23 protein-coding genes and 3 pseudogenes are annotated in these 26,823 nt (G+C 73.4%); 12 read left to right on the top strand and 14 right to left on the bottom strand.

The annotated features are described in order from the left end of the window. The first annotated feature begins 51 nt into the window (after positions 1 to 51). The 8 genes and pseudogenes from HDC93_RS01665 to HDC93_RS01630 form a co-directional block, all read left to right on the top strand. A complete protein-coding gene (locus HDC93_RS01665) occupies positions 52 to 717 on the top strand; it encodes a hypothetical protein (RefSeq protein ID WP_185006411.1) in 666 nt (221 codons plus the stop codon). A 126-nt stretch (positions 718 to 843) separates the two neighbouring features. After that, positions 844 to 1,998, top strand: a complete 1,155-nt coding sequence (locus HDC93_RS01660) for an FAD-binding oxidoreductase (protein ID WP_185006409.1) — start codon at positions 844 to 846, stop codon at positions 1,996 to 1,998. Then, positions 1,995 to 2,291, top strand: a pseudogene (locus HDC93_RS01655) ((2Fe-2S)-binding protein); the annotation flags it as partial. The gene HDC93_RS01660 and the pseudogene HDC93_RS01655, both read left to right, overlap by 4 nt. A gap of 238 nt (positions 2,292 to 2,529) precedes the next feature. Next, a complete protein-coding gene (locus tag HDC93_RS01650) occupies positions 2,530 to 3,894 on the top strand; it encodes an NAD(P)/FAD-dependent oxidoreductase (protein ID WP_185006407.1) in 1,365 nt (454 codons plus the stop codon). Then, positions 3,891 to 4,781, top strand: a complete 891-nt coding sequence (locus HDC93_RS01645) for a dihydrodipicolinate synthase family protein (RefSeq protein ID WP_185006405.1) — start codon at positions 3,891 to 3,893, stop codon at positions 4,779 to 4,781. The genes HDC93_RS01650 and HDC93_RS01645 overlap by 4 nt, the downstream gene beginning before the upstream one ends. Before the next feature lie 52 nt (positions 4,782 to 4,833). Further along, positions 4,834 to 5,835, top strand: coding sequence for a proline racemase family protein (locus HDC93_RS01640; RefSeq protein WP_185006403.1), 1,002 nt, complete (start codon positions 4,834 to 4,836; stop codon positions 5,833 to 5,835). Between the two features lie 39 nt (positions 5,836 to 5,874). Further along, positions 5,875 to 6,546 carry a GntR family transcriptional regulator gene (locus HDC93_RS01635; RefSeq protein WP_185006401.1) on the top strand — a complete coding sequence of 224 codons (672 nt, stop codon included), beginning with the start codon at positions 5,875 to 5,877 and terminating at the stop codon, positions 6,544 to 6,546. 75 nt (positions 6,547 to 6,621) lie between these two features. Continuing rightward, positions 6,622 to 6,933 (top strand): annotated as a pseudogene (locus HDC93_RS01630) (discoidin domain-containing protein); the annotation flags it as partial. Positions 6,934 to 7,018: 85 nt separating this feature from the next. Here HDC93_RS01630 and HDC93_RS01625 read toward each other — a convergent pair. From HDC93_RS01625 to HDC93_RS01615, 3 genes are read right to left on the bottom strand one after another with little or no spacing between them, the layout of a single operon-like run. Continuing rightward, positions 7,019 to 7,954 carry a PDR/VanB family oxidoreductase gene (locus HDC93_RS01625; protein WP_185006399.1) on the bottom strand — a complete coding sequence of 312 codons (936 nt, stop codon included), beginning with the start codon at positions 7,952 to 7,954 and terminating at the stop codon, positions 7,019 to 7,021. Next, a complete protein-coding gene (locus HDC93_RS01620; RefSeq protein ID WP_185006397.1) occupies positions 7,951 to 8,130 on the bottom strand; it encodes a hypothetical protein in 180 nt (59 codons plus the stop codon). Before HDC93_RS01620 ends, HDC93_RS01625 begins: the two co-directional genes overlap by 4 nt. Next, positions 8,127 to 9,197, bottom strand: coding sequence for an aromatic ring-hydroxylating dioxygenase subunit alpha (locus HDC93_RS01615; RefSeq protein WP_185006395.1), 1,071 nt, complete (start codon positions 9,195 to 9,197; stop codon positions 8,127 to 8,129). Before HDC93_RS01615 ends, HDC93_RS01620 begins: the two co-directional genes overlap by 4 nt. A 427-nt stretch (positions 9,198 to 9,624) precedes the next feature. Between HDC93_RS01615 and HDC93_RS38030 the strand changes: the two genes are divergently transcribed. Then, positions 9,625 to 9,816, top strand: coding sequence for a hypothetical protein (locus tag HDC93_RS38030; RefSeq protein WP_260419347.1), 192 nt, complete (start codon positions 9,625 to 9,627; stop codon positions 9,814 to 9,816). Here the strand turns inward: HDC93_RS38030 and HDC93_RS01605 are convergent. Continuing rightward, positions 9,795 to 11,081 carry an MFS transporter gene (locus HDC93_RS01605; protein WP_311774463.1) on the bottom strand — a complete coding sequence of 429 codons (1,287 nt, stop codon included), beginning with the start codon at positions 11,079 to 11,081 and terminating at the stop codon, positions 9,795 to 9,797. The genes HDC93_RS38030 and HDC93_RS01605 overlap by 22 nt on opposite strands. Before the next feature lie 169 nt (positions 11,082 to 11,250). Between HDC93_RS01605 and HDC93_RS01600 the strand changes: the two genes are divergently transcribed. After that, positions 11,251 to 13,302 (top strand): phosphocholine-specific phospholipase C, encoded by a 2,052-nt coding sequence (locus HDC93_RS01600; protein WP_185006392.1) that lies wholly within the window; start codon positions 11,251 to 11,253, stop codon positions 13,300 to 13,302. On the opposite strand, the gene HDC93_RS01595 is transcribed toward HDC93_RS01600, so the two are convergent. Both HDC93_RS01595 and HDC93_RS01590 read right to left on the bottom strand, forming a co-directional pair. Beyond that, positions 13,292 to 14,239 (bottom strand): hypothetical protein, encoded by a 948-nt coding sequence (locus HDC93_RS01595; RefSeq protein ID WP_185006389.1) that lies wholly within the window; start codon positions 14,237 to 14,239, stop codon positions 13,292 to 13,294. The two genes, HDC93_RS01600 and HDC93_RS01595, sit on opposite strands and share 11 nt — an antisense overlap. Further along, a complete protein-coding gene (locus HDC93_RS01590) occupies positions 14,236 to 15,039 on the bottom strand; it encodes a phosphatase PAP2 family protein (protein ID WP_185006387.1) in 804 nt (267 codons plus the stop codon). Before HDC93_RS01590 ends, HDC93_RS01595 begins: the two co-directional genes overlap by 4 nt. Before the next feature lie 167 nt (positions 15,040 to 15,206). Here HDC93_RS01590 and HDC93_RS01585 point away from each other — a divergent pair, with 167 nt between their 5' ends. Then, complete coding sequence (locus HDC93_RS01585; protein WP_185006386.1) at positions 15,207 to 15,815, top strand: TetR/AcrR family transcriptional regulator; 609 nt, start codon at positions 15,207 to 15,209, stop codon at positions 15,813 to 15,815. 158 nt (positions 15,816 to 15,973) lie between these two features. Here HDC93_RS01585 and HDC93_RS01580 read toward each other — a convergent pair whose 3' ends face one another. The 4 genes and pseudogenes from HDC93_RS01580 to HDC93_RS01570 all read right to left on the bottom strand — a co-directional run bounded on the left by HDC93_RS01580 (position 15,974) and on the right by HDC93_RS01570 (position 19,971). Further along, complete coding sequence (locus tag HDC93_RS01580) at positions 15,974 to 16,978, bottom strand: hypothetical protein (RefSeq protein WP_260419374.1); 1,005 nt, start codon at positions 16,976 to 16,978, stop codon at positions 15,974 to 15,976. Positions 16,979 to 17,323: 345 nt separating this feature from the next. Continuing rightward, positions 17,324 to 17,440, bottom strand: a pseudogene (locus tag HDC93_RS38025) (DUF2510 domain-containing protein); the annotation flags it as partial. A gap of 53 nt (positions 17,441 to 17,493) precedes the next feature. Beyond that, positions 17,494 to 18,648 carry an anhydro-N-acetylmuramic acid kinase gene (locus tag HDC93_RS01575; RefSeq protein ID WP_185006382.1) on the bottom strand — a complete coding sequence of 385 codons (1,155 nt, stop codon included), beginning with the start codon at positions 18,646 to 18,648 and terminating at the stop codon, positions 17,494 to 17,496. A gap of 18 nt (positions 18,649 to 18,666) precedes the next feature. After that, positions 18,667 to 19,971: an MFS transporter gene (locus HDC93_RS01570; RefSeq protein ID WP_185006380.1), complete on the bottom strand. Its 1,305-nt coding sequence runs from the start codon at positions 19,969 to 19,971 to the stop codon at positions 18,667 to 18,669. 180 nt (positions 19,972 to 20,151) lie between these two features. Here HDC93_RS01570 and HDC93_RS01565 point away from each other — a divergent pair, with 180 nt between their 5' ends. After that, on the top strand, positions 20,152 to 22,836 hold the full coding sequence (locus HDC93_RS01565; RefSeq protein ID WP_185006378.1) for an AAA family ATPase: 2,685 nt from the start codon (positions 20,152 to 20,154) through the stop codon (positions 22,834 to 22,836). 189 nt (positions 22,837 to 23,025) lie between these two features. Here the strand turns inward: HDC93_RS01565 and pcaD are convergent, their stop codons facing one another. From pcaD to pcaH, 4 genes are read right to left on the bottom strand one after another with little or no spacing between them, the layout of a single operon-like run. Next, positions 23,026 to 24,144, bottom strand: a complete 1,119-nt coding sequence (pcaD, locus tag HDC93_RS01560; RefSeq protein WP_185006377.1) for a 3-oxoadipate enol-lactonase — start codon at positions 24,142 to 24,144, stop codon at positions 23,026 to 23,028. Beyond that, the gene (gene pcaB / locus HDC93_RS01555; RefSeq protein WP_185006375.1) at positions 24,141 to 25,436 is read right to left on the bottom strand and encodes a 3-carboxy-cis,cis-muconate cycloisomerase; all 1,296 of its coding nucleotides are present in this window, start codon (positions 25,434 to 25,436) and stop codon (positions 24,141 to 24,143) included. The genes pcaD and pcaB overlap by 4 nt, the downstream gene beginning before the upstream one ends. Further along, positions 25,433 to 26,038 carry a protocatechuate 3,4-dioxygenase subunit alpha gene (gene pcaG, locus HDC93_RS01550; RefSeq protein WP_185006373.1) on the bottom strand — a complete coding sequence of 202 codons (606 nt, stop codon included), beginning with the start codon at positions 26,036 to 26,038 and terminating at the stop codon, positions 25,433 to 25,435. The genes pcaB and pcaG overlap by 4 nt, the downstream gene beginning before the upstream one ends. 6 nt (positions 26,039 to 26,044) lie before the next feature. Beyond that, complete coding sequence (pcaH, locus tag HDC93_RS01545; protein ID WP_185006371.1) at positions 26,045 to 26,818, bottom strand: protocatechuate 3,4-dioxygenase subunit beta; 774 nt, start codon at positions 26,816 to 26,818, stop codon at positions 26,045 to 26,047. Positions 26,819 to 26,823 lie beyond the last annotated feature (5 nt).

Genomic DNA, 26,823 nt, shown 5'->3' with positions numbered 1-26,823 from the left:
AGGATCGGGGCGCCGCGTCAAGGCCGCACAGGCAAGAGGGGTGACCTCCCGATGGCATATCAGGCAGGAGGGCAGCGGCCGGCACCGCGGCCCGTCCCCGAGACTCCCGAGGCCCAGGCCTACCTGGAGGACTACGCCGGGCTCCTGGAGGGAATACCCTTCCCCTCCCTCGTCGTCGACCACTGCTGGGACGTGGTGCTGACCAACAGCGCCTTCCGGTCACTTTTCCGTGAGGTCGGACCGCACCCGACGGCGATGCCGGGCGACAACTTCCTCAGGTTCGTGCTGTTCCACCCCGACGCTCCCGGCGTGCTCGGCGACCACGAGGCCAGTTGGTGCCTGCCGATGCTCGCGCACTTCGCGCGGACCGTGGAGGGTTACGGCCCCGATCACGGCCTGCAGGCCATCCGCCGCGACATCGCCCAGGACCCGATCATGGAGGCCGCCTACCGGCACGGCCTGCCGCACTGGATCCGCGCGGTCGGCGAGGGCGCCGTCGAGCAGGACGGTGCCGTCAGGCCCCTGCTGCACCCCGGTCCGCGCCGGGGCGCCACCGAGTGCAGGGTCGTCGTCGAGACGTCCAGGACGCTCGAGGAACTGGGCTGCGCCCGGGTCACGTTCGTCCTGCGCGAGGCTCGCCGCTCCGCGTCCCGGGAGCGCCGCACGCGTCGCACCGCGACCGTGTCCCACCTGAGGGTCGTCCCCGCGGCCGACTGACGGCTCCCGCGCTTTCGCCCCTCTTCCACCGCTCCCACGCGTCCGCCCCTCTCGGACCGCTCCCGCTCGTTCGCCCGTCCTGTCCGCACCCTTCCCAGGCTCTGTGGTGTGTGACATGGTACTGACGTGAGCGAGTCGCTGAACTGCGATGTCGTGGTGGTCGGAGCCGGCGTGGTCGGCGCCGCCACCGCCCTGTACGCGGCCCGCGCCGGCCTGGACACCGTCGTGGTGGACCGGGGCCCGGTGGCCGGCGGCACGACCGGAGCGGGGGAGGGGAACCTCCTCGTCTCCGACAAGGAACCCGGACCGGAGCTCGAACTGGCCCTGCTGTCCGCCCGGCTCTGGGCCTCACTGGCCCGCGAGGGGCTGGGCGAAGTCATCGAGTACGAGGCCAAGGGCGGTGTCGTCGTCGCCGGCACGGACCGGGCCCTGACCGGGCTGGAGAAGTCCGCCGCCGAGCAGCGCGCGGCCGGGGTCGAGGCCGTCCCGGTGCCGCCCGACCGGCTCACCGACCTGGAGCCCTGCCTGGCCCCGGGCTTCGCGGGCGGCATGTACTACCCGCAGGACGCCCAGGTGATGCCCGCCCTCGCGGCGGCCCATCTGCTGCGCGCCTCGAAGGCCCGGGTGCGCACCGGCCGGGAGGTGACCAGGGTGCTGCGCGGCCCGGGCGGTGCGGTGCGTGGCGTGCGCACCGACCGGGGCGACCTGCACGCGCCCGCGGTCGTCAACGCGGCCGGCACCTGGGGCGGCGAGCTGGCGGCCCGCGCCGGAGTCCGGCTGCCGGTACGGCCCCGGCGGGGTTTCGTGCTGGTCACCGAACCGCTGCCGCCCCGCATCCGGCACAAGGTGTACGGCGCCGACTACGTGGCCGACGTCGCCAGCGATTCGGCGGCGCTACAGACCTCCCCGGTGGTCGAGGGCACCCCCGCCGGACCGGTCCTCATCGGCGCCAGCCGCGAACGGGTCGGCTTCGACCGGTCCCTGTCACTCCCGGCGCTGCGCGCGCTGGCGGCCGGCGCGACCGCGCTCTTCCCGTTCCTCTCCGAGGTCCGGGCCATGCGGACGTACGCCGGCTTCCGGCCGTATCTGCCGGACCACCTGCCCGCGATCGGCCCCGACCCGCGGGTGCCCGGGCTCTTCCACGCCTGCGGGCACGAGGGCGCGGGCATCGGACTCGCCACCGGCACCGGTCATCTGATCGCCCAGGCGCTGACCGGGCGGACGCCCGACCTGGACCTCGGCCCGTTCCGGCCCGACCGCTTCACCGAGGAGGCCGAGTGAACCCGCTGGAGCTGGCGGGGGCCAGGCCCGGCCCCGCCTTCAGGGTCACGTTCGACGGACGGCCGGTCGAGGCGCTGCCCGGGCAGACGGTCGCCGCCGTGCTGTGGTCGGCAGGAGTGACGTCGTGGCGCTCCACCCGGGGCGAGGGCCGTCCGCGCGGGGTGTTCTGCGGGATCGGCGTCTGCTTCGACTGCCTGGTCACCGTCAACGGCCGCCCCAGCCAACGGGCCTGCCTTGTGCCGGTCCGGCCGGGGGACGAGATCGGCACCCAGGACGGCACGGGACACGGGGAGATGGGCACGCAAGACGGCACGGCCCATGGCGACATGGACGCTCAGGACGACACGGGCCGCCGGGACGGCGGCACCCAGGGCGCCACAGCCCAAGGGGAGATCAGCGCTCGGGGCGGCACAGGCCGCGGGGACATCGCCGCTCAGGACGGCACAGGCCCCGAGGACTTCGGCACTCAAGGCGCCACCGGCCAAGGGGCGATCGGCCCCCAGCACGGCACCGGCGACCGGGAGGCGCGTCATGCGGACTGATCTCGTGGTGATCGGCGCCGGGCCGGCCGGGCTCGCCGCCGCCCTCGCGGCCTCCGCGCGTGGCGCGGGGGTCACCCTCGTCGACGCCGCGGCGCAGACCGGCGGGCAGTTCTACCGGCAGCCCGCCGCCGGACTCGGCGCCGGGCGGCCCGAGGCGCTGCACCACCGGTGGCGGACCTGGGAGCGGCTGCGGGACGGGCTCGCCTCCAGTGCCGTACGCGTCCTGACGGAACACCACGTGTGGTGCGTGGAGCGCACGTCGGACGGCTTCACCGTGCACGCCCTGCTCGGCCCGGAGCAGGAGGAGCCCGTCGAGGTGCCCGCCCGCGCCGTGCTCCTGGCGACCGGCGGCTACGAGTACGTGCTGCCCTTCCCCGGCTGGACCCTCCCGGGCGTCGTCACGGCCGGGGGAGCCCAGGCCATGCTCAAGGGCGGTCTCGTGGTGCCGGGGCGCCGAGCCGTGGTGGCCGGGTCCGGGCCCCTGCTGCTGCCCGTGGCGACCGGGCTCGCGGCGGCCGGCGTGAAGGTCGCCGCACTCGTCGAGTCCACCGACCCCAAGCGCCTCGCCCGGCACGCCCCCGCTCTGGCCGGCAAGCTCCCCGAGGGCACCGGACACGCCGCCGGGCTGCTGCGCCACCGCGTCCCGGCCCTCACCCGGCACACCGTCGTCCGCGCCCACGGCGACGACCGGCTGACCGGCGTCACCGTCGCCGCGCTCGACGCCGACGGGCGCGTCCGGCCCGGCACCGCACGGCACCTGCCCTGCGACACCCTCGCCGTCGGCCACGGCATGCTCCCGCACACCGACCTCGCCGAGACCCTCGGCTGCCGGCTCGACGGCCTCACCGTGGCCGTCGACACCGAGCAGCGCACCGACGTGCCCGGAGTGTGGGCGGCCGGAGAGGCCACCGGTATCGGCGGCGCCGCCCTGGCCCTCGCCGAGGGGCACATCGCCGGCCGCTCGGCCGCCGCCCACCTGCACGGCACCGCCCTGGATCCGGCCCCCGCCGCCCTCAAGGCCCGCGCGAAGCTCAGGCGATCGGCAGCCGCCCTCGACGCCGCCTGCGCGCCACCCGCCCACTGGCCCGAGCACCTCACCGACGACACCGTGGTCTGCCGCTGCGAGGAGGTCACCGCGGGGTCCGTCCGCGAGGCCCTGGACCTCGGGGCGGGCGACGAACGCACCGTGAAGCTGCTCACCCGGGCCGGGATGGGCTGGTGCCAGGGCCGGATGTGCGCCACCGCGATCGCCGGTCTCGCCGGCCGCGCACCCACCCCGGCCAAGCGCCCGTTCGCCCGGCCCGTGCCGCTAGGCGTCCTCGCCCGGCAACACCCCCAGGAGGGACAGTCATGACCGAACACCGCCCCTGGCGCGGCGTCCTCGTCGCCACCGCGCTCCCGCTGAACGACGACCTCTCGGTGAACTACGACCGGTACGCCGAGCACTGCGCCTGGCTGGTCGAGAACGGCTGCGACGGCGTCGTGCCCAACGGCTCCCTCGGCGAGTACCAGGTGCTCACGCCCGATGAGCGGGCCCGGGTCGTCGAGACGGCCGTCGCCGCGATCGGCGGGGAGCGCGTGATGCCCGGCGTCGCCGCGTACGGGTCCGCCGAGTCCCGGCGCTGGGCCGAGCAGGCCGGTGAGGCGGGCTGTGGCGCGGTGATGCTGCTGCCGCCGAACGCCTACCGCGCCGACGAGCGTTCCGTCCTCGCCCACTACGCCGAGGTCGCCCGGTCGGGCCTGCCGGTCGTCGCGTACAACAACCCGATCGACACCAAGGTCGACCTCGTGCCCGAGCTGCTCGCCCGGCTGCACGGCGAAGGCCACATCCAGGGGGTGAAGGAGTTCTCGGGCGATGTCCGCCGGGCCTACCGGATCGCCGAACTGGCCCCGGAACTCGACCTGCTGATCGGCGCGGACGACGTCCTGCTGGAGCTGGCCGTCGCGGGCGCCAAGGGCTGGGTGGCGGGCTACCCGAACGCGCTGCCCCGGGCCTCGGTGGAGCTGTACCGTGCGGCGGTCGACGGCGACCTCGACACCGCGCTGCCCCTGTACCGGCAGCTGCATCCGCTGCTGCGCTGGGACTCACAGGTGGAATTCGTCCAGGCCATCAAGCTGTCCATGGACATCGTCGGCCGTCACGGCGGCCCCTGCCGCCCGCCCCGGGCGACCCTGTCGCCCGGGCAGGAGGCGGTGGTCCGCGCCGCAACGGAGGAGGCCGTCGCAGCCGGACTGGCCTAGTACTGCAACCGCATCTGGGGTGGCCGTACGGCACGACAATCTGGAGCCGAACATGCGCAGCAAACTCGTCCTGCACGCCGTCGACTCGCACACCGAGGGCATGCCGACCCGCGTGATCACCGGCGGTATCGGCACCATCCCCGGCGCCACCATGAACGAACGACGGCTGTGGTTCCGTGAACACCGCGACGACGTCAAGCAGTTCCTGATGAACGAGCCGCGCGGCCACGCCGCCATGAGCGGCGCGATCCTCCAGCCGCCGACCCGCCCCGACTGCGACTGGGGCGTCGTCTACATCGAGGTCTCCGGCTATCTGCCGATGTGCGGGCACGGCACCATCGGTGTGGCGACCGTGCTCGTCGAGACCGGCATGGTCGAGGCCGTCGAGCCGGTCACCACCATACGGCTCGACACCCCGGCCGGCCAGGTCGTCGCAGAGGTGGCCGTCGAGGACGGGGCGGCCAAGGCGGTCACCCTGCGGAACGTGCCCTCCTTCGCCGTCGGCCTCGACCGCAAGGCCACCCTCGCCGACGGCCGGACGGTGACGTACGACCTCGCCTTCGGCGGCAACTTCTACGCGATCCTGCCGCTGGAGCAGTTCGGCCTGCCCTTCGACCGGGAACGCAAGGACGAGATCCTCGCGGCCGGCCTGTCCCTGATGGCGGCCGTCAACGCCGAGGACCCGCCCGTCCACCCGGAGGACCCCTCCATCCACGGCCTCCATCACGTCTATCTGGCCGCTCCCGGCTCGACCGCCCGCCGCTCCCGGCACGCCATGGCCATCCACCCCGGCTGGTTCGACCGCTCGCCCTGCGGCACCGGCACCAGCGCCCGCATGGCCCAGCTGCACGCCCGGGGCGAACTCCCGCTGCACACCGAGTTCGTGAACGAGTCCTTCATCGGCACCCGGTTCACCGGCAGACTGCTCGGCACGACCGAGGTCGCCGGACGCCCGGCCGTGCTGCCCAGCTTCACCGGACGCGCCTGGATCACCGGCACCGCCCAGTACCTGCTGGACCCCGAGGACCCGTTCCCGGCCGGGTTCGTCCTGTAGACACCCCTGTACGCGGACACGAGAGGAACCCCGACCGTCATGGCCCCGCAGCACACCCCCGCCCTGCCCGTGCTGGGCAGCAGGAAGCCCAGCCACCGGGAGCGGGTCGCGGACGCGCTGCGGGCCGCCCTCATCGCCGGCGAACTGCGGCCCGGCGAGGTCTACTCGGCTCCCGGCCTCGCCGCCCGCTTCGGCGTCTCCGCCACGCCCGTGCGCGAGGCCATGCTCGACCTGGTCAAGGAGGGCCTGGTCGACACCGTGCCCAACAAGGGCTTCCGGGTCACCGCCGTCTCCGAGCAACAGCTCGACGAGTACACCCACATCCGGGCGCTGATCGAGATCCCCACCACGGCGGAGCTGGCCCGCACCGCCGACCCGGTGGCGCTGGAGGCACTCCGCCCGGTCGCCCAGGAGATCGTCACTTCCGCCGCGTCCGGCGACCTCATCGCCTACGTCGAGGCCGACCTGCGCTTCCACCTCGGCCTGCTGGCCCTCGCGGGCAACGGCCATCTCGTCGACGTCGTACGCGACCTCAGACGCCGCTCGCGGCTCTACGGCCTGACGGCGCTGGTGGAACAGGGGCGGCTGGAGGCTTCTGCCGAGGAGCACCTGGAGATACTCGACGCCCTGCTCGCCCGGGACGAGGAGGCCGTACGGGCCGTGATGGCCCGGCACCTCGGACATGTCCGGGGCCTGTGGGCCGCGCCCTGACCGGTGTGGGCCGGGCCTGACGCTGGGCACCGACGGGTGTGGGGCCGGGCCTGATGCGGGGCCCTGGCCACGTTTCACGCCTTCCCGCAGTCCCTCACGGTCGGCCTCGGCGCCCGGGAGGCGGTCCGCCGGCTGGTGTTGAAGCTGCCGCCGCAGGCCGCCTGGCAGGCCCGTACCCAGACGCTGTCCGTGCAGGGCAGCGCCGACGGACCGGCCTGGTCGACGGTCGTCGCCGCGAAGGACCACCGCTTCGACCCGGCCTCCGGAAACACGGTCACCGTCCCCCTGCCCGCCGGCAGGAACCTGCGCCACCTGCGGCTGCGCGTGACCGCCAACACCGGCTGGCCTGCAGCCCAGTTCAGTGAGGTGGAGGCGTACCTTTCCTGACGCGCCGGACGCCTGACCGCACGCGACCGATCGCCGCCCCGGTGCCCGACGGTCCGGGCCCGGGACGGCGCATCGGGCGACCTGTTCACAGATCCAGCACGAGCCGCTTCCCGCGGCAGCGGGACACACAGATCAGCATGGTCTCGCCGGCCGCGCGTTCGTCCTCCGTCAGTACCGAGTCACGGTGGTCCGGCTCGCCGTCGAGGACGTCGGTCTCACACGTGCCGCAGGTGCCCTCGGTGCAGGAGTACAGCACCTCGACCCCGGCCTCGCGCACGGCGTCGAGCACGGACACGTCCGGGGCGACGGTGAGCGTCCGGCCGCTGCGCGCCAGCTCCACCTCGAACTCGGTGTCGCCGCCGGTCTCCTGCTCCTTCGGCCGGAACCGCTCGACGCGCAGGACCCCGGACGGGCACCGGGCCTCGACCGCGTCCAGCAGGGGCCCGGGGCCGCAGCAGTAGACGAGCGTGCCCTCGGGCACGTCGTCCAGCACGGAGGGCAGGTCCAGCAGGCCCGTCTCGTCCTCGGGCGCGATCGTCACGCGGTCTCCGTAGCGGCCCAGTTCCTCGCCGAACGCCATGGAGTCGCGGGTGCGCCCGCCGTACAGCAGCGTCCACTCGGCGCCCGCCGACTCGGCCGCCGCCAGCATCGGCAGGATCGGCGTGATGCCGATGCCGCCCGCGACGAACCGGTACCGGGCGGCGGGCTCCAGGCCGAAGTTGTTCCGGGGACCGCGCACCCGCACCTCGGTCCCCTCGCCCAACCGCTCGTGCACATGGGCCGAACCGCCCCGCCCGGCGCTCTCGCGCAGCACCGCGATCCGCCAGGACGACCGGTCCGCCGGATCGCCGCACAGCGAGTACTGCCGCTCCAGACCGGGCTCCAGCAGGACGTCGACATGGGCACCCGGCTCCCAGGCCGGAAGCAACTCGCCCAGCGGATGGCGCAGGGTCAGGGCGAGCACGCCCTCGGCCGCGAACTCCCTGCGCTCGACGACGAGTTCGGCCTCGTACACGCTCATGAGCTGTTTCCTCGCGGCTCGTCGACGGAGTGCCCCTGCGGATGGGCGAGCATCCACTCCCACATCTCGGCCGGGTCCTGCGCGGTGTGCTCACGGCCGCAGTGGCAGGTGCCGTGCAGGGTGTCGGTGCCGGGCAGCCAGTCGATGCGGTAGACCTCGCCGGTCGGAGCGGTCACCGGACCTTCTCCACGGGCTTCTCGCCCTGCTCCACCAGCCGGGCGAGGATGCGGCGGGCGGCCAGTCCACCGGTGTCGATGTTGATGCTCAGCTCCTGATAGCCGGTGCGTTCGGTACCGAGCGTCTTCTGCAGCAGATTGAGCGCGGTGACGTCCTGCATCACGACCGTGTGGTTGTTGCCCCGCAGGAACTCGGTCACTTCGGCGTCCTCCGTCGCCCAGTCCCGGGAAACCGCCCAGAAGTCGTACACCGTGCCGTCGCCGGACGGCGTGATCGCGTACGTGATCTCGGTGTGGAAGCCGTTCGGGTCGCCGCCGTCCGCCTCGGGCAGCACCCCGGCCGGGGCGATGCGGCTGTGCAGCAGATACAGACAGGGGGCGTGGTACTCGATGTCCTGCCAGCGGGTGATCCGGCCCTCGATGCCGGTCGACCTGGCGTAGAACGGCGGGCATTCGGCGTCGTCCATGTGCCGGCTCACCCGGACGATCCCGGCGCCCTCGTCGACCTCGGTGGTGATCGGTGTCTCGGCGACCTCGGGGGTGCCGATGTAACCGCCGTGCAGATACGTCTCGTGGGACAGGTCGAGGAGGTTGTCGACGAGCAGCCCGTAGTCGCAGTCGATGGGTTCCATGCCGCGCACCGTGACCCAGCCGGGGGAGTCGAGGTGCCGGGCCCGGGGGATGGTCTGCGCGTCGGCGAGGGCCGGGTCGCCGATCCACACCCAGATCAGCGAGTCCTGCTCGACGACCGGGTAGGAGGCGATCCGGGCCGTGCGGGGCACCCGTTTCTGCCCGGGCACGTACACGCACGTACCGGACGTGTCGTACGTGAACCCGTGGTACCCGCACACGATCCGGTCCCCGTCCAGCCGCGTCGGCGCCTCCGACAGCGGATAACGGCGGTGCACGCACCGGTCGTGCAGCACGACCGGCGTCCCGTCCTCCTCGCTCCGGTACAGCACGAGCGTCTCACCGAGGATCGTCCGGCCGAGCAACTCCCGCCCCACCTCGTGACTGTAGGCGGCGACGTACCACTGGTTCCTGGCGAAGGCGGTCATGTGAGGCATGGGCGCTGGCTCCCGTCTCTGGTCGTGCCGTCATGGTCTGGGCGGCCCTCCGGGCACCGCAACGGCCCTTCCGTCAGGCGGAAGGGCCCGTTTACAGTGTCAGCAGTTTCCGAATCAAATAGTGAAATCGGCACCATCGAGATCGCCGGAATCGCCGGGGCCGCCCTCACCGTCATCTCTTCGCTGCGCCGCATCCGGGGGACCGACTCCCCCTCCATGCTGCCCCTGGCGTCGGCGGTGCGGAAGCTCCCGGCCGGCGCCCTGTCGGCCTTCTTGGGGGCTGCTGCTGATCAGGGGCGCCTTCCTTCCCGGGCTCAGCGACCTCGACACCAGGGCCCAGGTCCTCGCCTGGGCCGCCGCGTTCGGCGCCGCACAGCACCTGGTCACCCGACTCGTCGACGACCGCGCCCGGATGACGCTGTCGGAGGTGGGCAGGACCACCGACGCCCTGGTAGATCCCGAGCGGGTCGTCGTCAAGGAGGGACTGCCGGCTCCCGCCGCCGGTTCGCCCCATGGAGCGGGACCTCATGACGACCAGGGCGGAAGAGCGCACGGGAAGGGCGACGACGGCGAGCCCGCCCCCGACGGCGCCCCCGCTCACCGCCGCAGCGGTGCGTGAGCCGTCTCCGGAAGCCGCAGATACACCACCGAGGACACCACGCAGAGCACCGCGACGTACCAGGGGAACAGCCCCGCGTGCCCCAGCTCCTTGAACAGGGTGCCGACGTAGGGGGCCGTGCCGCCGAAGAGGGCCACCGTCAGGGAGTAGGGGAAGCCGATGCCCGCCGCGCGGACCCGGGGCGGGAAGATCTCCGCGTTCACGGCCGCGCTGATCGAGGTGAACCCGGTCAGCAGCACCATGCCCGCGCACTGCACGAGCAGCAGCACGGCGAACGAGTCGCGCAGGGTGTGCAGCAGCGGCACCGCGAGCAGCGCGAAGCCAAGGCCGAAGAAGAGCAGCAGGGGACGGCGGCCGAAACGGTCCGAGAGCAGGCCGCCGAGCGGTTGCAGCAGCGCGAAGAAGGCCAGTGAGATCGTGCCCGCGAGCAGCGCGTCCGACTTCTCGATGCCCGCGTTGAGTTCGGCGTACGTCGGCAGGTACGACGTCCACGTGTAGTACGCGATGGTGCCGCCCGCCGTGATGCCGCCGATGAGGAGCGACTCGCGGGGATGCCGGCGCAGCGCCTCGAACAGCCCGGGGCGCGGGGCCCGCTGCTGCTCGGCGCTGCGGGTCTCCTGTGCGCCCTGCCGGATCCAGAAGCCGACCAGGCTCAGCACGGCCCCGAGCACGAACGGCACCCGCCAGCCCCAGCCGTTCATCTGCCCGTCGCTGAGCGTGTCCACCAGCAGCGTCGCGACACCGGAGGCGACCAACTGTCCCACGGTCGTCGACACGTACTGGAAGCTGGAGAACAGCCCGCGCCGGCCGGGGCCCGCCGACTCCACCAGGAAGGTCGTCGAGGCCGCGAACTCGCCGCCCACGGACAGGCCCTGGAGCAGCCGCGCCAGCACCAGGATCACCGGCGCGAGCACGCCCACCGCGGCGTACGTCGGGGTCAGTCCGACCAGCAGACTGCTGCCGCCCATGAGCAGGATCGTGACCGTGAGGGCGGCCCGCCGCCCGCGCCGGTCCGCGACGGCGCCCATCAGCAGCCCGCCCACCGGCCGCATGAAGAAGCCGACCGCGAACACCGCGAACGTGGACAGCAGCGGCACCAGCGAGTTGTCCGCGCTCTTGGGAAAGACCTGGGCGGCTATGTAGGTGGCCAGAAACGTGTACGCGTACCAGTCGTACCACTCGACCGCGTTGCCCACGGAGGCGGCGAGGAGCTGGCGAACGGGCCGTTTCGTCGGCGGGGAAACCGTCTGCGTCTCTGTCGTCACGCTCCTCACCCTCCCCTGACAACGCCCCGGCACACCCTCCGTACCGGCGACTTTCACATGAGTGTCACGCGCCCCTTCCTTGTCGTTTGGTGTCCCTGAAACACTCCTTCCGCGCAGATTCCGTCACGCTCCGGCCATCCCGTACCTCAGGATGAGAGGTCTGTCCTTCATGTCCGAAGTCAACCGGCGCCGCTTCCTCCAACTCGCGGGTGCCACCACGGCCTTCAGCGCGCTGTCCGCCAGCATCCAGCGCGCCGCCGCCCTTCCGGCGAACCACCGCACCGGGTCGATCGAGGATGTCGAGCACATCGTCGTCCTCATGCAGGAGAACCGTTCCTTCGACCACTACTTCGGCACCCTGAGAGGCGTCCGCGGCTTCGGCGACCCCCGCCCGGTCACCCTCGACAACGGCAAACCGGTCTGGCACCAGGAGAAGGACGGCAAGGAGATCCTGCCGTTCCATCCGGACGCCGACGACCTCGGCATGCAGTTCCTGGAGGGCCTGCCGCACTCCTGGCCCGACGGCCACCAGGCCTACGACGGCGGCAAGTACGACCGGTGGGTGCCCGCCAAGGGCACCACGACCATGGCGTACCTGACCCGCGAGGACATCCCGTTCCACTACGCCCTCGCCGACTCCTTCACCGTCTGCGACGCCTACCACTGCTCGTTCATCGGCTCGACCGACCCGAACCGCTACTACATGTGGTCCGGGTACACCGGCAACGACGGCACCGGCGGCGGCCCGGTCCTCGGCAACGACGAACTCGGCTACGGCTGGACGACCTACCCCGAGCGCCTGGAGCAGGCCGGCATCTCCTGGAAGATCTACCAGGACATCGGCGACGGCCTCGACGCCCAGGGCTCCTGGGGCTGGATCCAGGACGCCTACCGCGGCAACTACGGCGACAACTCGCTGCTGTACTTCAACAAGTACCGGGACGCCAAGCCCGGCGACCCCTGGTACGAAAAGGCCCGCACCGGCACGAACGCCAAGGCGGGCGAGGGCTACTTCGACCGGCTGAAGGCGGACGTCAAGGCCGGCAAGCTGCCGCAGATCTCCTGGATCGCCGCCCCCGAGGCCTTCTCCGAGCACTCCAACTGGCCGTCCAACTACGGCGCCTGGTACATCGCCCAGGTCCTGGACGCCCTCACCTCCAACCCGGAGGTGTGGTCCAAGACGGCCCTGTTCATCACCTACGACGAGAACGACGGCTTCTTCGACCACGTGGTGCCGCCGCTGCCGCCGAAGGACGCCTCCCGCGGCCTGTCCACCGTCGACGTCTCCCTCGACCTCTTCCCGGGGGACGGCAAGAACACGGCCGGCCCCTACGGACTCGGCCCCCGGGTCCCGATGCTGGTCGTCTCCCCGTGGAGCAAGGGCGGCTACGTCTGCTCCGAGACCCTCGACCACACCTCGATCCTGCGGTTCATGGAGCGCCGCTTCGGTGTGCGCGAGACGAACATCTCGCCGTGGCGCCGGGCCATCTGCGGTGACCTGACCGCCGCGTTCGACTTCTCCCGCAAGGACGCCCGCCCGGCCCCGCTGCCCGGCACCGACGGGTACGAGCCCCAGGACCGCGAGCGCCACCCGGACTACAAGCCCGTCCCGCCCGCCGACCCGCGCATGCCCCGGCAGGAACGCGGCCTGCGCCGCTCCCGGCCGCTGAAGTACGCCCCGCGCGTGGACGCCTCGGTCGACGCGGCGGCCGGGAAGCTCACCCTCACCTTCGCCTCGGGCGCGAAGGCCGGTGCCGCCTTCCACATCACCTCCGGCAACCGCGCCGACGGCCCCTGGATGTACACCACCGAGGCCGGCAAGACGCTCTCCGACACCTGGAACTCGGCGTACTCCGGGGGCTCCTACGACCTGACCGTGCACGGCCCCAACGGCTTCGTGCGCGTCTTCAAGGGCGCGAACAAGACGGCCGGCTGCGAGGTCACCGCCCGCCACACCGGTGACGACATCGAGCTGACCTTCACCAACAAGGGCTCGGGCACGGTCCGTCTGAAGCTGTCCGACGGCTACGGCGGAAGGCCCGTGACCGTCACCGTGCGGCCGGGCGCGACGGTGTGCCGGACCGTGGAACTCGCCGCCAGCCGCCGCTGGTACGACCTGACCGTCACCGCCGAGGGCGACAAGGCGTTCCTGCGGCGGTTCGCGGGGCACGTCGAGAACGGGCAGCCGGGGGTGAGCGACCCGGCGATCATCACCGCGTAGCGGGAGTGAGGTGCCCCGGATCGTGCGGCCGGGGCACCAGCGCCGGTTCGGCCGTCGCCGAACCGGGTTCCAGCGCCAGGACGGCGGCCACCGGATGGTCGTCGTCCACCGGGGCGGGCGTAGGTGCCGCCCGGCTGAGCAGGACCACGCCCCAGGACGCCAGACCCGCCCCGGCGAGCGCGAGCAGCACACCCGCCGGGCCGCCCCGGAGGCGTTCGCCCAGCAGCGACAGGCCGATCACCGCGGCGGCCAGCGGGTTGGCCAGCGTCACCATCGCGAGCGGTCCGCCCAGACCGCCCCGGTACGCCGTCTGCGACAGCAGCAGTCCGCCGGCCGCGAAGGCCGCCACGAGCAGGGCCACGCCGACCACCTGGACGCTCAGCACCGGACCGGACCGGTCCGTCGCGGCCACCGTCACCGTCTGCGTGAGGGCCGAGGCGACCCCGGAGGCCAGACCCGAGGCGGAGGCGTGCCGCAGTCCGGGCCGCGCGCCAGGCCGGGACAGCACCCCGATGAGGGCCGCGGTGGCGCCGGCCACCGCCAGCGCCTCGGGAACGCGCAGCACATCGTCCGGCTCCGGACCCGACGCCGTGACCAGGATCGCGCCCAGGCCGAGCAGCGTCAGCGCGGTGCCCTTCCACTCGACCGCGCTCACCCGTCGGCCCGCCAGCCGCGCCCCCATCGGTACGGCCGCGACCAGGGTGAGCGCGCCGAGCGGCTGCACGACGGTCAGCGGACCGTATCGCAGGGCGACGACGTGCAGCAGCGCGGCCGACGCGTTCAGCCCGACCGACCACCACCAGGCGCCGCTGCCGAGCAGCCGCAGCGTGCCGGCGCCGGGGGAGCGGGACGCGAGCCGCTCCTGGGCGACCGCGGCGGCCGCGTAGGCGACGGCGGAGACGAGGGACAGGGCGACGGCGATCAGGACGGCGTTCATCGGCCCGCTCCCACGAGGGCCTGCTCGTCCTGCTGGGCCGGTACGAGGGTGCCGTGGACCCGCCCGGCCGTCGTCGCCGTGCGGTGCGGAACGGGGATCACCGCGAGCGCGAGACCGAGCAGGGCCGCCGCGACGATCGCGTCGAGCCAGTAGTGGTTCGCCGTACCGACGATCACCAGCAGTGTCAGCAGCGGATGTGCCGGCCAGAGCCAGCGCCACCGTGAGCGGGTCGCGACGACGAGTCCGATGGCCACCATCAGCGCCCAGCCGAAGTGCAGCGACGGCATCGCCGCGAACTGGTTGGACAGGGAGTCGGTCGCGGGATCGCCGTACACCGAGGGCCCGTACAGCCGTGCCGTGTCGACCAGACCGGTCGCCGCCGGCATGCGCGGCGGGGCGAGCGGGAACAGCAGATGCAGCGCCAGGGCCGCGGCGGTGACCGCGGCCAGCACCCGGCGGGCCCAGACGTAGTGGGCCGGGCGGCGCAGATAGAGCCAGATCAGGAAGGCGGCGGTGGCCGGGAAGTGAACGGCCGCGTAGTAGGTGTTCGCGAGGTGCGCCAGGCCGTCGCCGTGCAGCAGCAGGGACTGCACCGCCCCCTCGCCGGGCAGGTGGACCGCTCGCTCGACGTCCCAGACGCGGTGCGCGTTGTGGAAGGCCTCACCGGTGTGTCCCGTGGCCAGCTGCCGGCCGAACTTGTAGACGAGGAAGAGCCCTGCGACGAGCAGGAGCTCCCGGACGAGCGGCGGTCGCGCCATCGCGTCGGACCCCGCCGGCGCAGGCTCGGTGCGGGCATTCATCCCCCGGCCCCTTCGGTGACGGTGGTGCTGTTATCGGTACGAGAGCGTACCGATACGCCAGTGTACCGATACGGCTGCGTACCGGTACACTGGCGTATCGATAGACGGAGAACACATCGCGGGCCGGGAATTTTCCGGCCGCCCGACGAAAGCCAGGAGCACCGCCCATGACGTCGCAGGCTGCGGACCGGCCCGAGCCGGTCGGTGTCACGCGCCGCTCCAAGATCACGCCCGAGCGCGAGCAGGAGTTCTACGACGCCGTGCTGGAGCAGTTGAGGGAGTGCGGCTACGACTCCGTCACCATGGAGGGGATCGCCGCCAGCACCCGGTGCAGCAAGTCCACGCTCTACCGTCAGTGGAAGACCAAGCCTCAGTTGGTGGCGGCGGCGCTGCGCTCGCACCGGCGGACCCGCTGCATCGACACCGGCTCGCTCGCGGACGACCTGCGTGAGGCGGCCCGGGCGGCGGGAGAGCTGTCGGGCCGGGACACCAGGCTCCTCCAGGCGCTCGTGCACGCGGCCCCTCAGGACCCGGAGCTGCAGCGCGCCCTGCGCGAGGCGCTGGTCGAGCCGGAGATCGCCGCGCTGAAGGAGATCATCCGGCGCGGGGTCGAGCGGGGCGAAGTGCCGGCCGACCACCCGGCGCTGGAGTACATCCCGGCGCAGATGTTCGGCGTCCTGCGCATCCGGCCCGTCCTGGAGGGCGAGTACGCGGACCCGGACTACCTGGTCCGCTTCGTGGAGGCGGCCGTGTTGCCGGCGCTGGGCCTGACCTGAGACCCGGGCCGCCGTCCGCCGGATGACCGGACGGTGACCCGACCGCGCCGACCCGTGGGGACGGGGGCGGCGCGCACCCCCGGCCGGGTGGGGTTCCCCTGTGAGCGGCAGGGGCGCCCCACCCGGCCGACCGGTGTCCGCGGGGCGCCCGCTCGCGGTCAGATGTCCTGGCCGTTGCCGCTGCCCGTCGACACCTTGATGCCCTTGGCGATGTCGTCGAGCACGGTCTCCTTCTGGTCCGCGTCGACGCCGAACCGCACGACCACCATCTGCTTCGCGTTGGCCGGGGAGGGGAACGCGAGCGACTCCACGATGCCGTCGGCGCCCTTGCTCGTGACGGCCTTCCAGCGGACCAGGTAGCCCTTCTGCCCGGCCACGGTCACGGCCTTGGAGTCCAGCACGTCGTGGGAGGTGATCCCGCCGTACGACTTGCCGCCGTAGGACTCCTCGGCGTTCTTCGCGATGTCCGCCTTCGCGATCTCCTCGGCGGTGGCGCCCTTGGTGCCGAGCAGCAGGGCCGGCGCCGAGTAGGCGCCGCCCTTCGTGCAGGTCGATGAGGTGTCGCCGGGGCACTTGTAGGAGTCGTCGGACGTCACCTGGGCACCGGCGTTGGCCTGCTGGCCGTACCAGCCCTTCGGGATCGGCAGGCTGATCCCGCTGACCGAATCGGTCACCGAACCACTCCTGATCTTCGGCGGCTCGGACTGCTCGGGCTGCGGACTCCGCCCACCGGAGCCGCCGTCGCCGCCGGATCCTCCCGACCCGCCGGAGCCCCCGGACCCACCCGATCCTCCGGATCCGCCCGGCCCGCCGAACGGGCCGCCCTGGCCTCCGGGGGCGCCCGGCCCGCCGGGTCCCTGCGAGGTGGGCGAGCCGCCCCCGCCGCCGTCGTCCGTCAGCGCGTACACGCCCACGCCGATACTGGCGAGGACGACCACGGCCGCGGCGACGGAGGCGCCCAGGCGAAGCCGCCGCCCCTTTCCGCCCTCGGGCGGGGCGGGACAGGCGGGGTAGGCGGGATACCCGGCGGCCCCCGGGTATGCACCACCGCCGGGCTGCCCACCGGCTCCCGGCTGCCCGGCGGCACCCGGATACGCGGCCGCCCCGGAGCACCAGGCGTCCGCGGGCTGCCCGCCCCCGCTGGGCTGCCCGCCGGATCCCAGGCTCCCTGCGGATCCCGGAAGACCTGCGGATCCGGGCTCACCTGTAAATCCCGGACCTGCGGCTGTTCCCGGACCTCCGGGCGATCCCGGACCTCCGGCCGATCCCGGACCCCCGGCTTTGGTCGACTGCCCGATTCCCGCCGCCTCGCCGGCACTCGGCTGTCCGGTTCCCGGTATCCCGCTCCCGGCCTGCTCACCGGCTCCCGGCGCTCCGGTCCCGGTCGGCTCCCCGGCCGCGGCCGGCTGGTCCGCCGGTGCCGTCGAAGTCCCGGCCAGGGGCGCCTGACCCGTCGGTGAGGGACCGGCGGAGGCCGGAGCCGTCGGGGGACCCCAGGTCGCGGGGGGCTGCGCCGGGCGGATGCGGTCCGTCCAGGTCCTGCCGTCCCACCAGCGCTGGGTGGCGGGCCCGTCACTCGTCTGTCCGGGATCGGCGTACCACCCGGGGGGAGTCTCCTGCGTCATGCCCCCACCGTATGAGGCGTCGGTGAAAGAGGCATGAGAGGAGTCGGAATCGGCTATTCCAGGAGCAGCCGCGCCGGCTGCCGAACCGCCTGCGGCGGAAGTCGCAGCCCGTCCCGGCCCGGGGTCACGGACCCCAGCACGCTGGGATGCCGGGCCCCCGTGCTCGCCGGGTCCGTGCCCGGCAGGCCGTGCAGGGTCAGAAAGCCCAGCACCGCGAAGGCGTACGCCTCCTTGGCGTCGGACGGCAGACCCAGATCGTCGGAGGTGCGCAGGGCCACGCCCCGCAGCAGGTCCGCGAGCATCGCCATCAGCACCGGGTTGCGCGTCCCGCCGCCCGAGGCGACCACCTCCGTCGCACCCACCGACCCCACGGCGTCCGCCACGGTCCGGGCCGTGAGCATCGTGAGCGTGGCGACGACGTCCTCGGCCGGCAGCGTTCCGAACCCGGCCAGCGCGTCCCGCAGATGACCGAGGTGGAACAGCTCCTTGCCCGTCGTCTTCGGCGCGGGCAGCGTGTAGTACGGCTCCTGGAGCAGCCGGTCCAGCAACGGCCCGTGCACCCGGCCCCGCGCGGCCAGCAACCCGTCCGTGTCGTGGGCCAGCGCCCCGCCGCTGAACCCCCGGGCCGCCGCGTCGATCAGCGCGCAGCCCGGCCCGGTGTCGAAGGCCGTCCCGTCGGGCGCGGTGAGGTTGGCGATCCCGCCGATGTTGAGCGCGACGGGCCTGCCCGGCCGGCCGCGCAGCCACAGCAGGTCGACCAGGCTGACCAGCGGCGCGCCCTGCCCGCCGGCGGTGATGTCACGCGGCCGGAAGTCGGCGACCACGGGCAGCCCGGTCGCCTCGGCGATCCACGCCGGCTGCCCCAGCTGGAGCGTGCCGTGGACCTCGGCGCCGGCGACCCAGTGGTAGACGGTCTGCCCGTGCGAGGAGACCAACTCCGCCCGTCCCTCGCACAGTTCGCGGTCGGCCCGGACCGCCGTCGCCGCGAAGGCCTGCCCGATCCGGGTGTCCAGCCGGCACACCTCGCCCAGCGTGGTGGTCCCCGGCGGCAGCGCGGCGGCCAGTGCCTCGCGCACGTCTTCGTCGTACGGTTCGCTCACCCTGCCGAGCGGCTTCAGCACCAGGCTGTCGCCGACGAGGTCCAGCTCGGCCGCCGCCGCGTCGATCGCGTCGTACGACGTGCCCGACATCAGACCGATCACCCGCATCCGATCACCCGCATCCGATCAACCCGCCCTCTCCACCCCCGCTTTCGGTACCCCGGCCCGCCGCGCGGACGGCAGCGTGAGAAGCGCCGGCACGCTCACCGCGCACGCCGCGGCCGCATAGTACGCGGGGACGTCCACGCTGCCCGTCCGCTCGATCGTCTCCGTGATGATGAGCCCGGCACACCCCGAGAACACCGCATTGGACAGCGCGTAGGCGAGTCCCAGGCCCGTGCAGCGCACCCGGGTCGGGAACATCTCCGACAGCATCGCGGGCCCCGGCCCCGCCATCAGCCCCACCACCGCACCCGCGCCGCACACCGCCACACCCTTCACGGTGTTCGAAACACCGGGCTGCTGCAGAAGGTTGAGCAGCGGCACCGCGAGAACCACCACCATCACCGCCCCCGACACCATCACCGCCCGCCGTCCGAGCCGGTCGCTGAGCAGCCCCGCCGGCACGATCGTCGCCGCGAAACCGAGATTGGCCAGCACGGTCGCCACCAGCGCCTGCTGGAACGTCGCGCCCAGCGAGCTCTGCAGATACGACGGCAGCACGACGAGGAACGTGTACCCCGCCGCGGCCCAGCCCATGATCCGCCCCGAGCCCAGCACGACGGCCCGGACCACCGCGCGCGGGGGAGGCGTCCCCTCGGACCGCTCCGCCACGAACGCCGGTGTCTCGTCCAGCCGCAGCCTCAGCCACAACGCGCCCAGCCCCAGGGGCAAGGTCAGCAGGAACGGCAGCCGCCAGCCCCACGCCCCCAGCTGCTCCGCCGTCAGCACGGTGGCGAGCAGCGCCGCCGCCCCCGCACCGGCCAGCAGGCCCAGCGCCACCGTGAACGACTGCAACGACCCGTACAGCCCACGCCGGCCCGGCGGCGCGAACTCCGTCATCACCGACACCGCCCCGCCGAACTCCCCACCTGCCGACAGCCCTTGGAGCACCCGCAGGAACGTCAGCAGCCAGGGTGCCAGGGCACCCGCCTGCGCGTACGTCGGCAGCGCGCCGATCAGCGTCGTCGCCACGGTCATCAGTGTGATCACGAGGACCAGCACCGGACGCCGCCCGATCCGGTCGCCGAGTCGGCCGAAAAGCGCCGCGCCGACGGGTCGGAAGAAGAACGCGAGCGCGAAGGACGCGTACGTCTTCACCAGGGCCTCGGCCTCGCTGCCGCCCTCCGGAGTGAAGAACCGCGCCGCGATGATCGTCGCGAAGTAGCCGTAGACGCCGAACTCGTACCACTCGATGAGATTGCCCACCGACCCCGCGACCACCGCCCGGCGGCCGCGTCGTGTGTCCCCTTGCTGCTGAATGAACGTCACCTCCCGTGACCTCACGCGCTGTTGACCCGAAGGCGGCTGGTGGCGGGCCCGCTCCGTCGCCCGGCCGCACCCGGTGTCATCCGTCACGGCAAGAGGTGCCCCGACCACCCTCCACTCAGGCAATCGGACGGCTACGCTCGACGTCTGTACGTCGTTCGGGCGACTTGGGGAGGTAGCGGGATGACGGAGGTACGGCCCACGGCCGCCGCCTCGGCTTCCCTGTGGGAGCGCGACGAGGAGGTCGCCGCCGTCGCGCGGGCGGTCGACAGCCTGTGCACGGACCGATCCTCGTCCGGCGCACTGCTGGTCTTCCGCGGCGAGGCGGGACTCGGCAAGACCGCACTGCTGGCCGAAACCCGCCGTATCGCGGAGGCCCGCGGCTGCACGGTCTGGTCGGCGCGCGGCGGCGAGACCCTCAGGTCGGTCCCCTTCAACGTGGTACGGCAGTTGCTGCAGCCGGCCCTGGTGACGATGCTGCCGGAGGAGGCCCGCGAGTACCTCGGCGACTGGTACGACATCGCCGGCCCCGCCCTCGGCATAGCGGAGCCCGGCGACCGGCGGGCCGACCCGCAGGGCGTGTGCGACGGCCTGGTCGCGGCCGTGCGCCGGCTCGCCCGCAGGGACTGGCCACTGGTGCTGCTGATCGACGACGCCCACTGGGCGGACCAGGAGACCCTGCACTGGCTCGCGGGGCTCGCCGAGCGCCTCGATGAGATGTCCGTCCTGGTCGTCGTCGCCCGCCGCTCCGAGGAGGTCTCCGGTCCGAGCGCCCGCTACCTCGACACCGTCGCCGCCGCGGCGGACGGCCCCGTCACGACCCTGAGCGCACTCACCCCGGACGCCACGGCCGGGCTCACCCGCGCCACCCTGGGCCGGCACGCCGACGCCGCTTTCTGCCGCGAGGTCTGGGCCGTCACCGCCGGCAACCCCTACGAGACCGTCGAACTCCTCGCCAAGGTGCAGGACAGCGAGCTCGACCCGGTCGAGGCCCGGGCCGGCGAACTGCGCGAGCTGAACCGCTCGGCCCGCGGCGGCGGCCTCGTCGCCCGCCTGGAGCAACTCGGCATCGACGCCACCCGGTTCGCCTGGGCCGCCGCCATCCTCGGCACCGGCATCTCCGTCGGCCTGGTCGCCAAGCTCGCCACCCTGCGGCCGGACGACGCCCGACGCTGCGCCGAACTGCTGCGCACCGCCCGCATCCTCACCGCGCCCGACCCCGCGACCGGCCGCAGCACCGACGGCGACCTGGAGTTCGTCCACCCGCTGATCGCGACCGCCGTCTACAACTCCATCCCCGACGCCCTGCGCACCGCCATGCACGGCATCGCCGCCCGGATCGTCTCCGACGAGGGACACGGCGCCGCAGCCGCCGCCCGCCACCTCCTGGAGGTCCACCCGGACGACGACGAGGAACTCGTCGGGCAGCTGCGCGAGGCCGCCCGCGAACACCTCGCCGTGGGCGCACCGGACGCCGCCCGCCGTTGCCTTGAGCGCGCCCTGAAGGAACCGCCCCGGCCCGACTCCCATCCGCACGTGCTCTACGAACTCGCCGGGGCCACCTTCCTCACCGCGCCGGCCCGCACCATCGGCCATCTGCGGACCGCGCTCGGCATGCCCGGCCTCGACGGCGACCAGCGGGTGGACGCCGTCTTCCGGCTCTCCCAGGCACTCCTGCACAACGACCAGCTTGAGGAGGCCGTCCGCACGGTCGAGGCGGAGGCCGCCCGGCTCCGGCCCGGACCCGCCCGGATGCGGCTCCAGGCCGTGCACTTCATGTGGGAGGGCCTGCACGCCGGCGAGGCCACCTCACCCGAACGCTCCCAGCGGCTCGCCGAACTCGCGAGCACCTGCACCGGCCGGGACAACTCCGAACGCGCCCTGCTCATCCTGCGCGGCTTCGACGCCCTGATGCACGGCGAGAACGCCGAGGAGGTCGCCGAACTGTGCGACCGCGCCCTCGTCAACGGCCGGCTGGCCCCCGGACTCGGCTGGACCGACACCGAGTGGGGCATCGAACTGCTGCTGATGCTGGCCAACGCCTACGGCTTCACCGACCGCCTCGACCGCGCCGAGACCCTCTACAACGAGGCGCTGCGCGCCTACGAGACGGCCGGCTGGAGCGGCGGTCACCTCGCCCTGGCCCACGCCTACGTCGGGATCGGCCACCGCAGGCGGGGCCGGCTGAAGGAGGCCGAGACGTCCCTGCGCGAGGCCCTGCGCCTCGCCGAGCGCGTCGGCCGCGGTCTGCCCCTGTACTGGTCGGCGACGTGCAGCCTGGTCGACACCCTGCTGGCCCGCGGCCATGTCGAGGAGGCCTGGGACGTCGCCGAACGGCACGGCTTCGCCCCGCCCTACCCGTCCACCATCGTCCTGCCGGATCCCCGCTCGGTCCGCGGGCGGCTGCTGCTGGCCGTCGGCCGGACCAAGGACGGCATCAACGAACTGGAGGCGGCGGAGAAGGCCGCGGCGGCCCGGGGGCACCACAACCCCGTGCTCGTCCCCTGGGCGGCCGACCTCGCCCGTGCCCTCAGCGCCGAGGACCCGGCCCGGGCCGCCCGGCTCGCCGTCGACGTCCGCCGCCAGGCGGAGCGCTTCGGCACGGACACGGCGATAGGGGAGGCCCTGCGCTGTGCCGCCGACCTGGAGACCGGTCAGCGCGCGGTCCGGCTCTACGCCCAGGCCGTCACCTACCTGGAGGCCTCGCCCTGCCAGTACGAGTACGCGGCGGCCCGCATCGAGTTCGGCGTCGCCGCCCGCTCGGTGAGCGACCTCGAGCGCGGCCTGGACCTGGCGGTCTCGTGCGGCGCCGACGGACTGGCGGAGCGGGCCCGGGCGGCGCTCACCTCCGGCGTCGGACCGGCGTAGTCCGGGCGCGCGGTCAGGCGCGCGTGGTCAGGTGTGCGCAGTCATGTGCGCGGTCAGGTGTGCGCAGTCAAGCGTGCGCGGTCAGGTGTGCGCGGTCAGGAGTGCGGTCAGGCGTGCGCGCGGTCAGGCGTGCGCGGTCATGTGCGCGGTCATGCGGGGGTCAGGCGTGCGCAGCCATGTCCGGCGCAGTCAGGAGTTGCCGTCCTCCTCCGCCAGTACCCGCTGGGCCGTAGCGAACGCCGAGTTCGCCGCCGGCACCCCGCAGTACACCGCCGTCTGGAGCAGCACCGCGCCGATCTCCTCCGGGGTGAGGCCGCCCCGGCGGGCCGCGCGGACGTGCATGGCCAGTTCGTCGTAGTGGCCGTGCGCGACCAGCGCGGTGAGCGTGATCATGCTGCGCTCGCGGCGGGACAGGGTCGGGTCGGTCCAGATCTCGCCCCAGGCGTAGCGCGAGATGAAGTCCTGGAAGCGGGCCGTGAACGGTGTCTGACGGGCCTGCGCCCGGTCGACATGTGCGTCGCCGAGCACCTCCCGCCGTGCGGCCATGCCCCGCGGGGCCGCTGAACCGAGGTGGGCGCGCAGGGCGGTCAGCACTGCCTCCGGGCACTGCGCGGGCGCCAGATGGGAGGCGCCCGGCAGTTCCACGAGCGTCGCGCGCGGCACGGCGTCGGCGATCTCCCGCAGATGCGAAGGGGGCGTCGCCGGATCCTCGCGGCCCGCGACCAGCAGGGTCGGCACGGCGATCTCCGTGAGCCGGTCCCGCAGGTCGAACGCGGCGAGCGCGTCACAGCAGGCGGCGTACGCCTCCGGGTCGGCGTCCCGGTGGTCGCGGACCAGGCGCGGCACGGTGAAGTCACCGGCGAACCAGCGCGCGTCGGCGTTCTCCGCCAGCCCGGCGAGCCCCTCCCTCCGCACCAGCGCGGCCCGCTCCTCCCAGGGTTTGGAACCGTTGAAGTGCGCCGACGAACAGATCACGGCGAGCGACGACAGCCGCTCGGGATGGTGCGTCGCGAGGTGCAGCCCGACGGCCCCGCCCAGGGACACGCCCGCGTACGCGAACCGCTCGATGCCGAGCGAGTCGGCGAGCGCCAGCACCAGCCCGGCGAGGTCACCGACCGTCGCGCCCGCTTGGATGAGACCGGCCGCCGAACCGCCGTGCCCCGGCAGGTCCCAGCGCACCGCCCGGTGGCTGATCGACAGCTCGGGTGCCACCTCGTCCCAGAGGGCGTACGACGTGCCGAGCGAGGGGCCGAGCAGCAGCGGGGGAGCGGAGGCGGGCCCTTCGGCGTGGTGGTTCAGGAGGGTCAACGTCGCTCCAGAGCACGGTCGGTGAGGGCCCCGGCGGAGCCCGTGTAATGGGTGGGGTCGAGGTCGACGTCCGTCAACTCCGGGGCTGCCGGGAGGGGTTGCCCCGCGGAGGCCAGTCGGGTGAGGAGTTCCTTGGCGCGGGCGCGGCCCAGCACCGGGGCCAGCTCGGCGGACAGCCGCTCGGAGACGATCAGCCCGTGCGTGAGATCCAGGTGCGCGCGCATCGCCTCGGGCCTGACCCGCAGTCCCTCCGCCAGGTCGGCGGCGTCCCGGGCGGCCCCGCCGACCAGCCTCAGGAGGTCGCGCAGCGGCTCCCACTCGGCGTGCCAGGCCCCGGCCGGACGTTCGTCCTCGGCGGCCATGGATCCGTAGAGCGTGGCCGCGAGCTGCGGTGCCCGCCGCGCGGCGGAGGCGATCAGGGTGGACCGCACGGGATTGGACTTGTGCGGCATGGCGGACGATCCGCCGCCGCTGCCCTCCGCGACCTCGGCGATCTCGGTGCGCGACAGGGTCAGGACGTCCACGGCGAGCTTGCCGAGCGCACCCGCCGCGAAGGCCAGGCACCCGGCGAGATCGCCGATCGGCGTCCGCAGGGTGTGCCAGGGCAGCTCGGGCGCACGGAGGCCGAGTTCGCGGGCGTAGCTCTCCGGCAGCCCGGCCGGATCGCTCGCGCCGTACGCCCCGAAGGCCGCCAGCGTCCCCGCCGCGCCGCCGAGTTGGGCCGGCAACGACTCCCGTACGGCCCGCACCCGTTCCCGTGCGTCGAGCACCAGCGACCGCCATCCGGCCGCTTTCAGGCCGAACGTGGTCGGTACGGCGTGCTGGGTGAGGGTCCGCCCGGGCATCGCCGTGTCACGGTGCTCGGCGGCCAGCCGGGACAGGGCCTGTTCGGTACGGCCGAGGTCGGCGAGGACCGGGTCGAGGGTCCGCGCGGCCACCAGCATCATCGCCGTGTCCATGATGTCCTGGCTGGTCGCGCCCCGGTGGACGTAGGGGCCGTGGGCGTCGCCCACGGCCTTCGTCAGATCGGCGACCAGGGGGATGACGGGGTTGCCGCCCGTGCGCGCCCGCTCGGCGAGGGACCGTACGTCGAAGGCGCCGGCGCCCGCCGCTTCGGTCACCGCCGTCGCCGCCGCGGCCGGGGCGAGGCCCGCGGCGGCCTGAGCCCGGGACAGCGCGGCCTCCGCGTCGAGCAGCGCCCGCAGAAACGCGTCATCACTCGTGGCGGAGGCCGCCGCGGAGTCGGACCACCCGGGTGCGAGCAGGCCGGTGTCGCCGGGGTGAGCTGTCACTGGAACTCCAGGAAGACCGTTTCGCCTTCGCCCTGAAGGCGGATGTCGAAACGGTACGTGCCGTCCCCCTCCTCCGCGGCGATCAGCGTGTCGCGGCGAGCGTCCTCCAGCCCGGACAGCAGCGGATCGGCGGCGAGCACCGCCGCGTCGCCGGGCAGGTAGATCCGGGTGTAGAGGTGCACGAGCAGCCCGCGCGCGAAGACGCACACGCAAAGGTACGGGGCGCTTTGCCCCCGGGCACCGGGCCGCAGTGTCCGCGCGTACCAGTGCCCGTTCGCGTCGGTCTGGATGCGTCCCCAGCCGGTGAACTCCACGCCGTTGCGCCCGAGGAAGCCGCCCGAGGCCGGGTCGCGCCGCATCGAGCCGTCGGCGGTCGGGATGGTGCCGTCGGGCCCCGGGCCCCAGAGTTCGATGAGGGCGTCCGGCAGCGGGTCGCCCTCGCCGTCGGTGACATAGCCGTGCACGGTGACGGTGTCGGGGTGTCCGAGTGGTGCGATGTCCTCGCCGCCGCGGAAGGGCAGGGCGTGTCCGTAGAACGGGCCGACGGTGTGCGAGGGGGTGGGCAGCACGCTGTCCGGACGGCTGGTGTCGATCTTCGTCATGGCTGGTCAGCGCCCTTCTTCGATCCAGGTGGCCTGCGGGCCGTCCAGCACGATGTCCCAGTGGTAGCCCATCGAGAACTCGGGCACCGACAGGCTGTGGTCGTACGTCGCGACCAGCCGCTGCCGGGCAGCGTCGTCCGTCACGGACTGGATGATCGGGTCGTAGGGGAACAGCGGGTCGCTCGGGAAGTACATCTGCGTCACGAGCCGCTGGGTGAACGCCGAGCCGAAGAGCGAGAAGTGGATGTGCGCCGGCCGCCAGGCGTTGACGTGCTGGCGCCACGGGTACGGGCCCGGCTGGACGGTGGTGAAACGGTAGTGGCCGTCGGCGTCGGTCAGGGTGCGGCCCACGCCGGTGAAGTTGGGGTCCAGCGGGGCGTCGTGCTGCTCGCGCTGGTGGGCGTAGCGGCCCGCCGAGTTGGCCTGCCAGATCTCCACGAGCTGACCGCGCACCGGCCGTCCGTCGCGGTCGAGCAGCCGTCCGGAGACGGTGATGCGCTCACCGACCGGCTCGCCCTCGTGCTGCCGGGTGAGGTCGTTGTCGATCTCGGTGATGTCCCGCTCCCCGAAGGCGGGGGAGGACAGCTCCACCAGCTCCGGATCCTTGCTGACGTCGATGGTGACCGGCGGCTGCTTGGGGTGCCGGAGCAGTGAGGACCGGTACGGCGCGTAGTCGCGGCGCGGCTGGTGCTCGACGGGCCCGCCGTCGGCGAGGCGCTTCTCGTACGCGGCGTGCTTGGCCGCGATCTCCTGGTCGATGTCGTGCTGCGTGAGAGTCATGGGGG

Origin of the sequence: Streptomyces sp. AK010, from assembly GCF_014207295.1 — a bacterium.
In the GTDB taxonomy this organism is placed as follows: Bacteria; Actinomycetota; Actinomycetes; order Streptomycetales; family Streptomycetaceae; genus Streptomyces; species Streptomyces massasporeus.
Note: the sequence above shows the minus strand (reverse complement) of the source record. Positions and strands in the feature narration are given on the sequence as shown.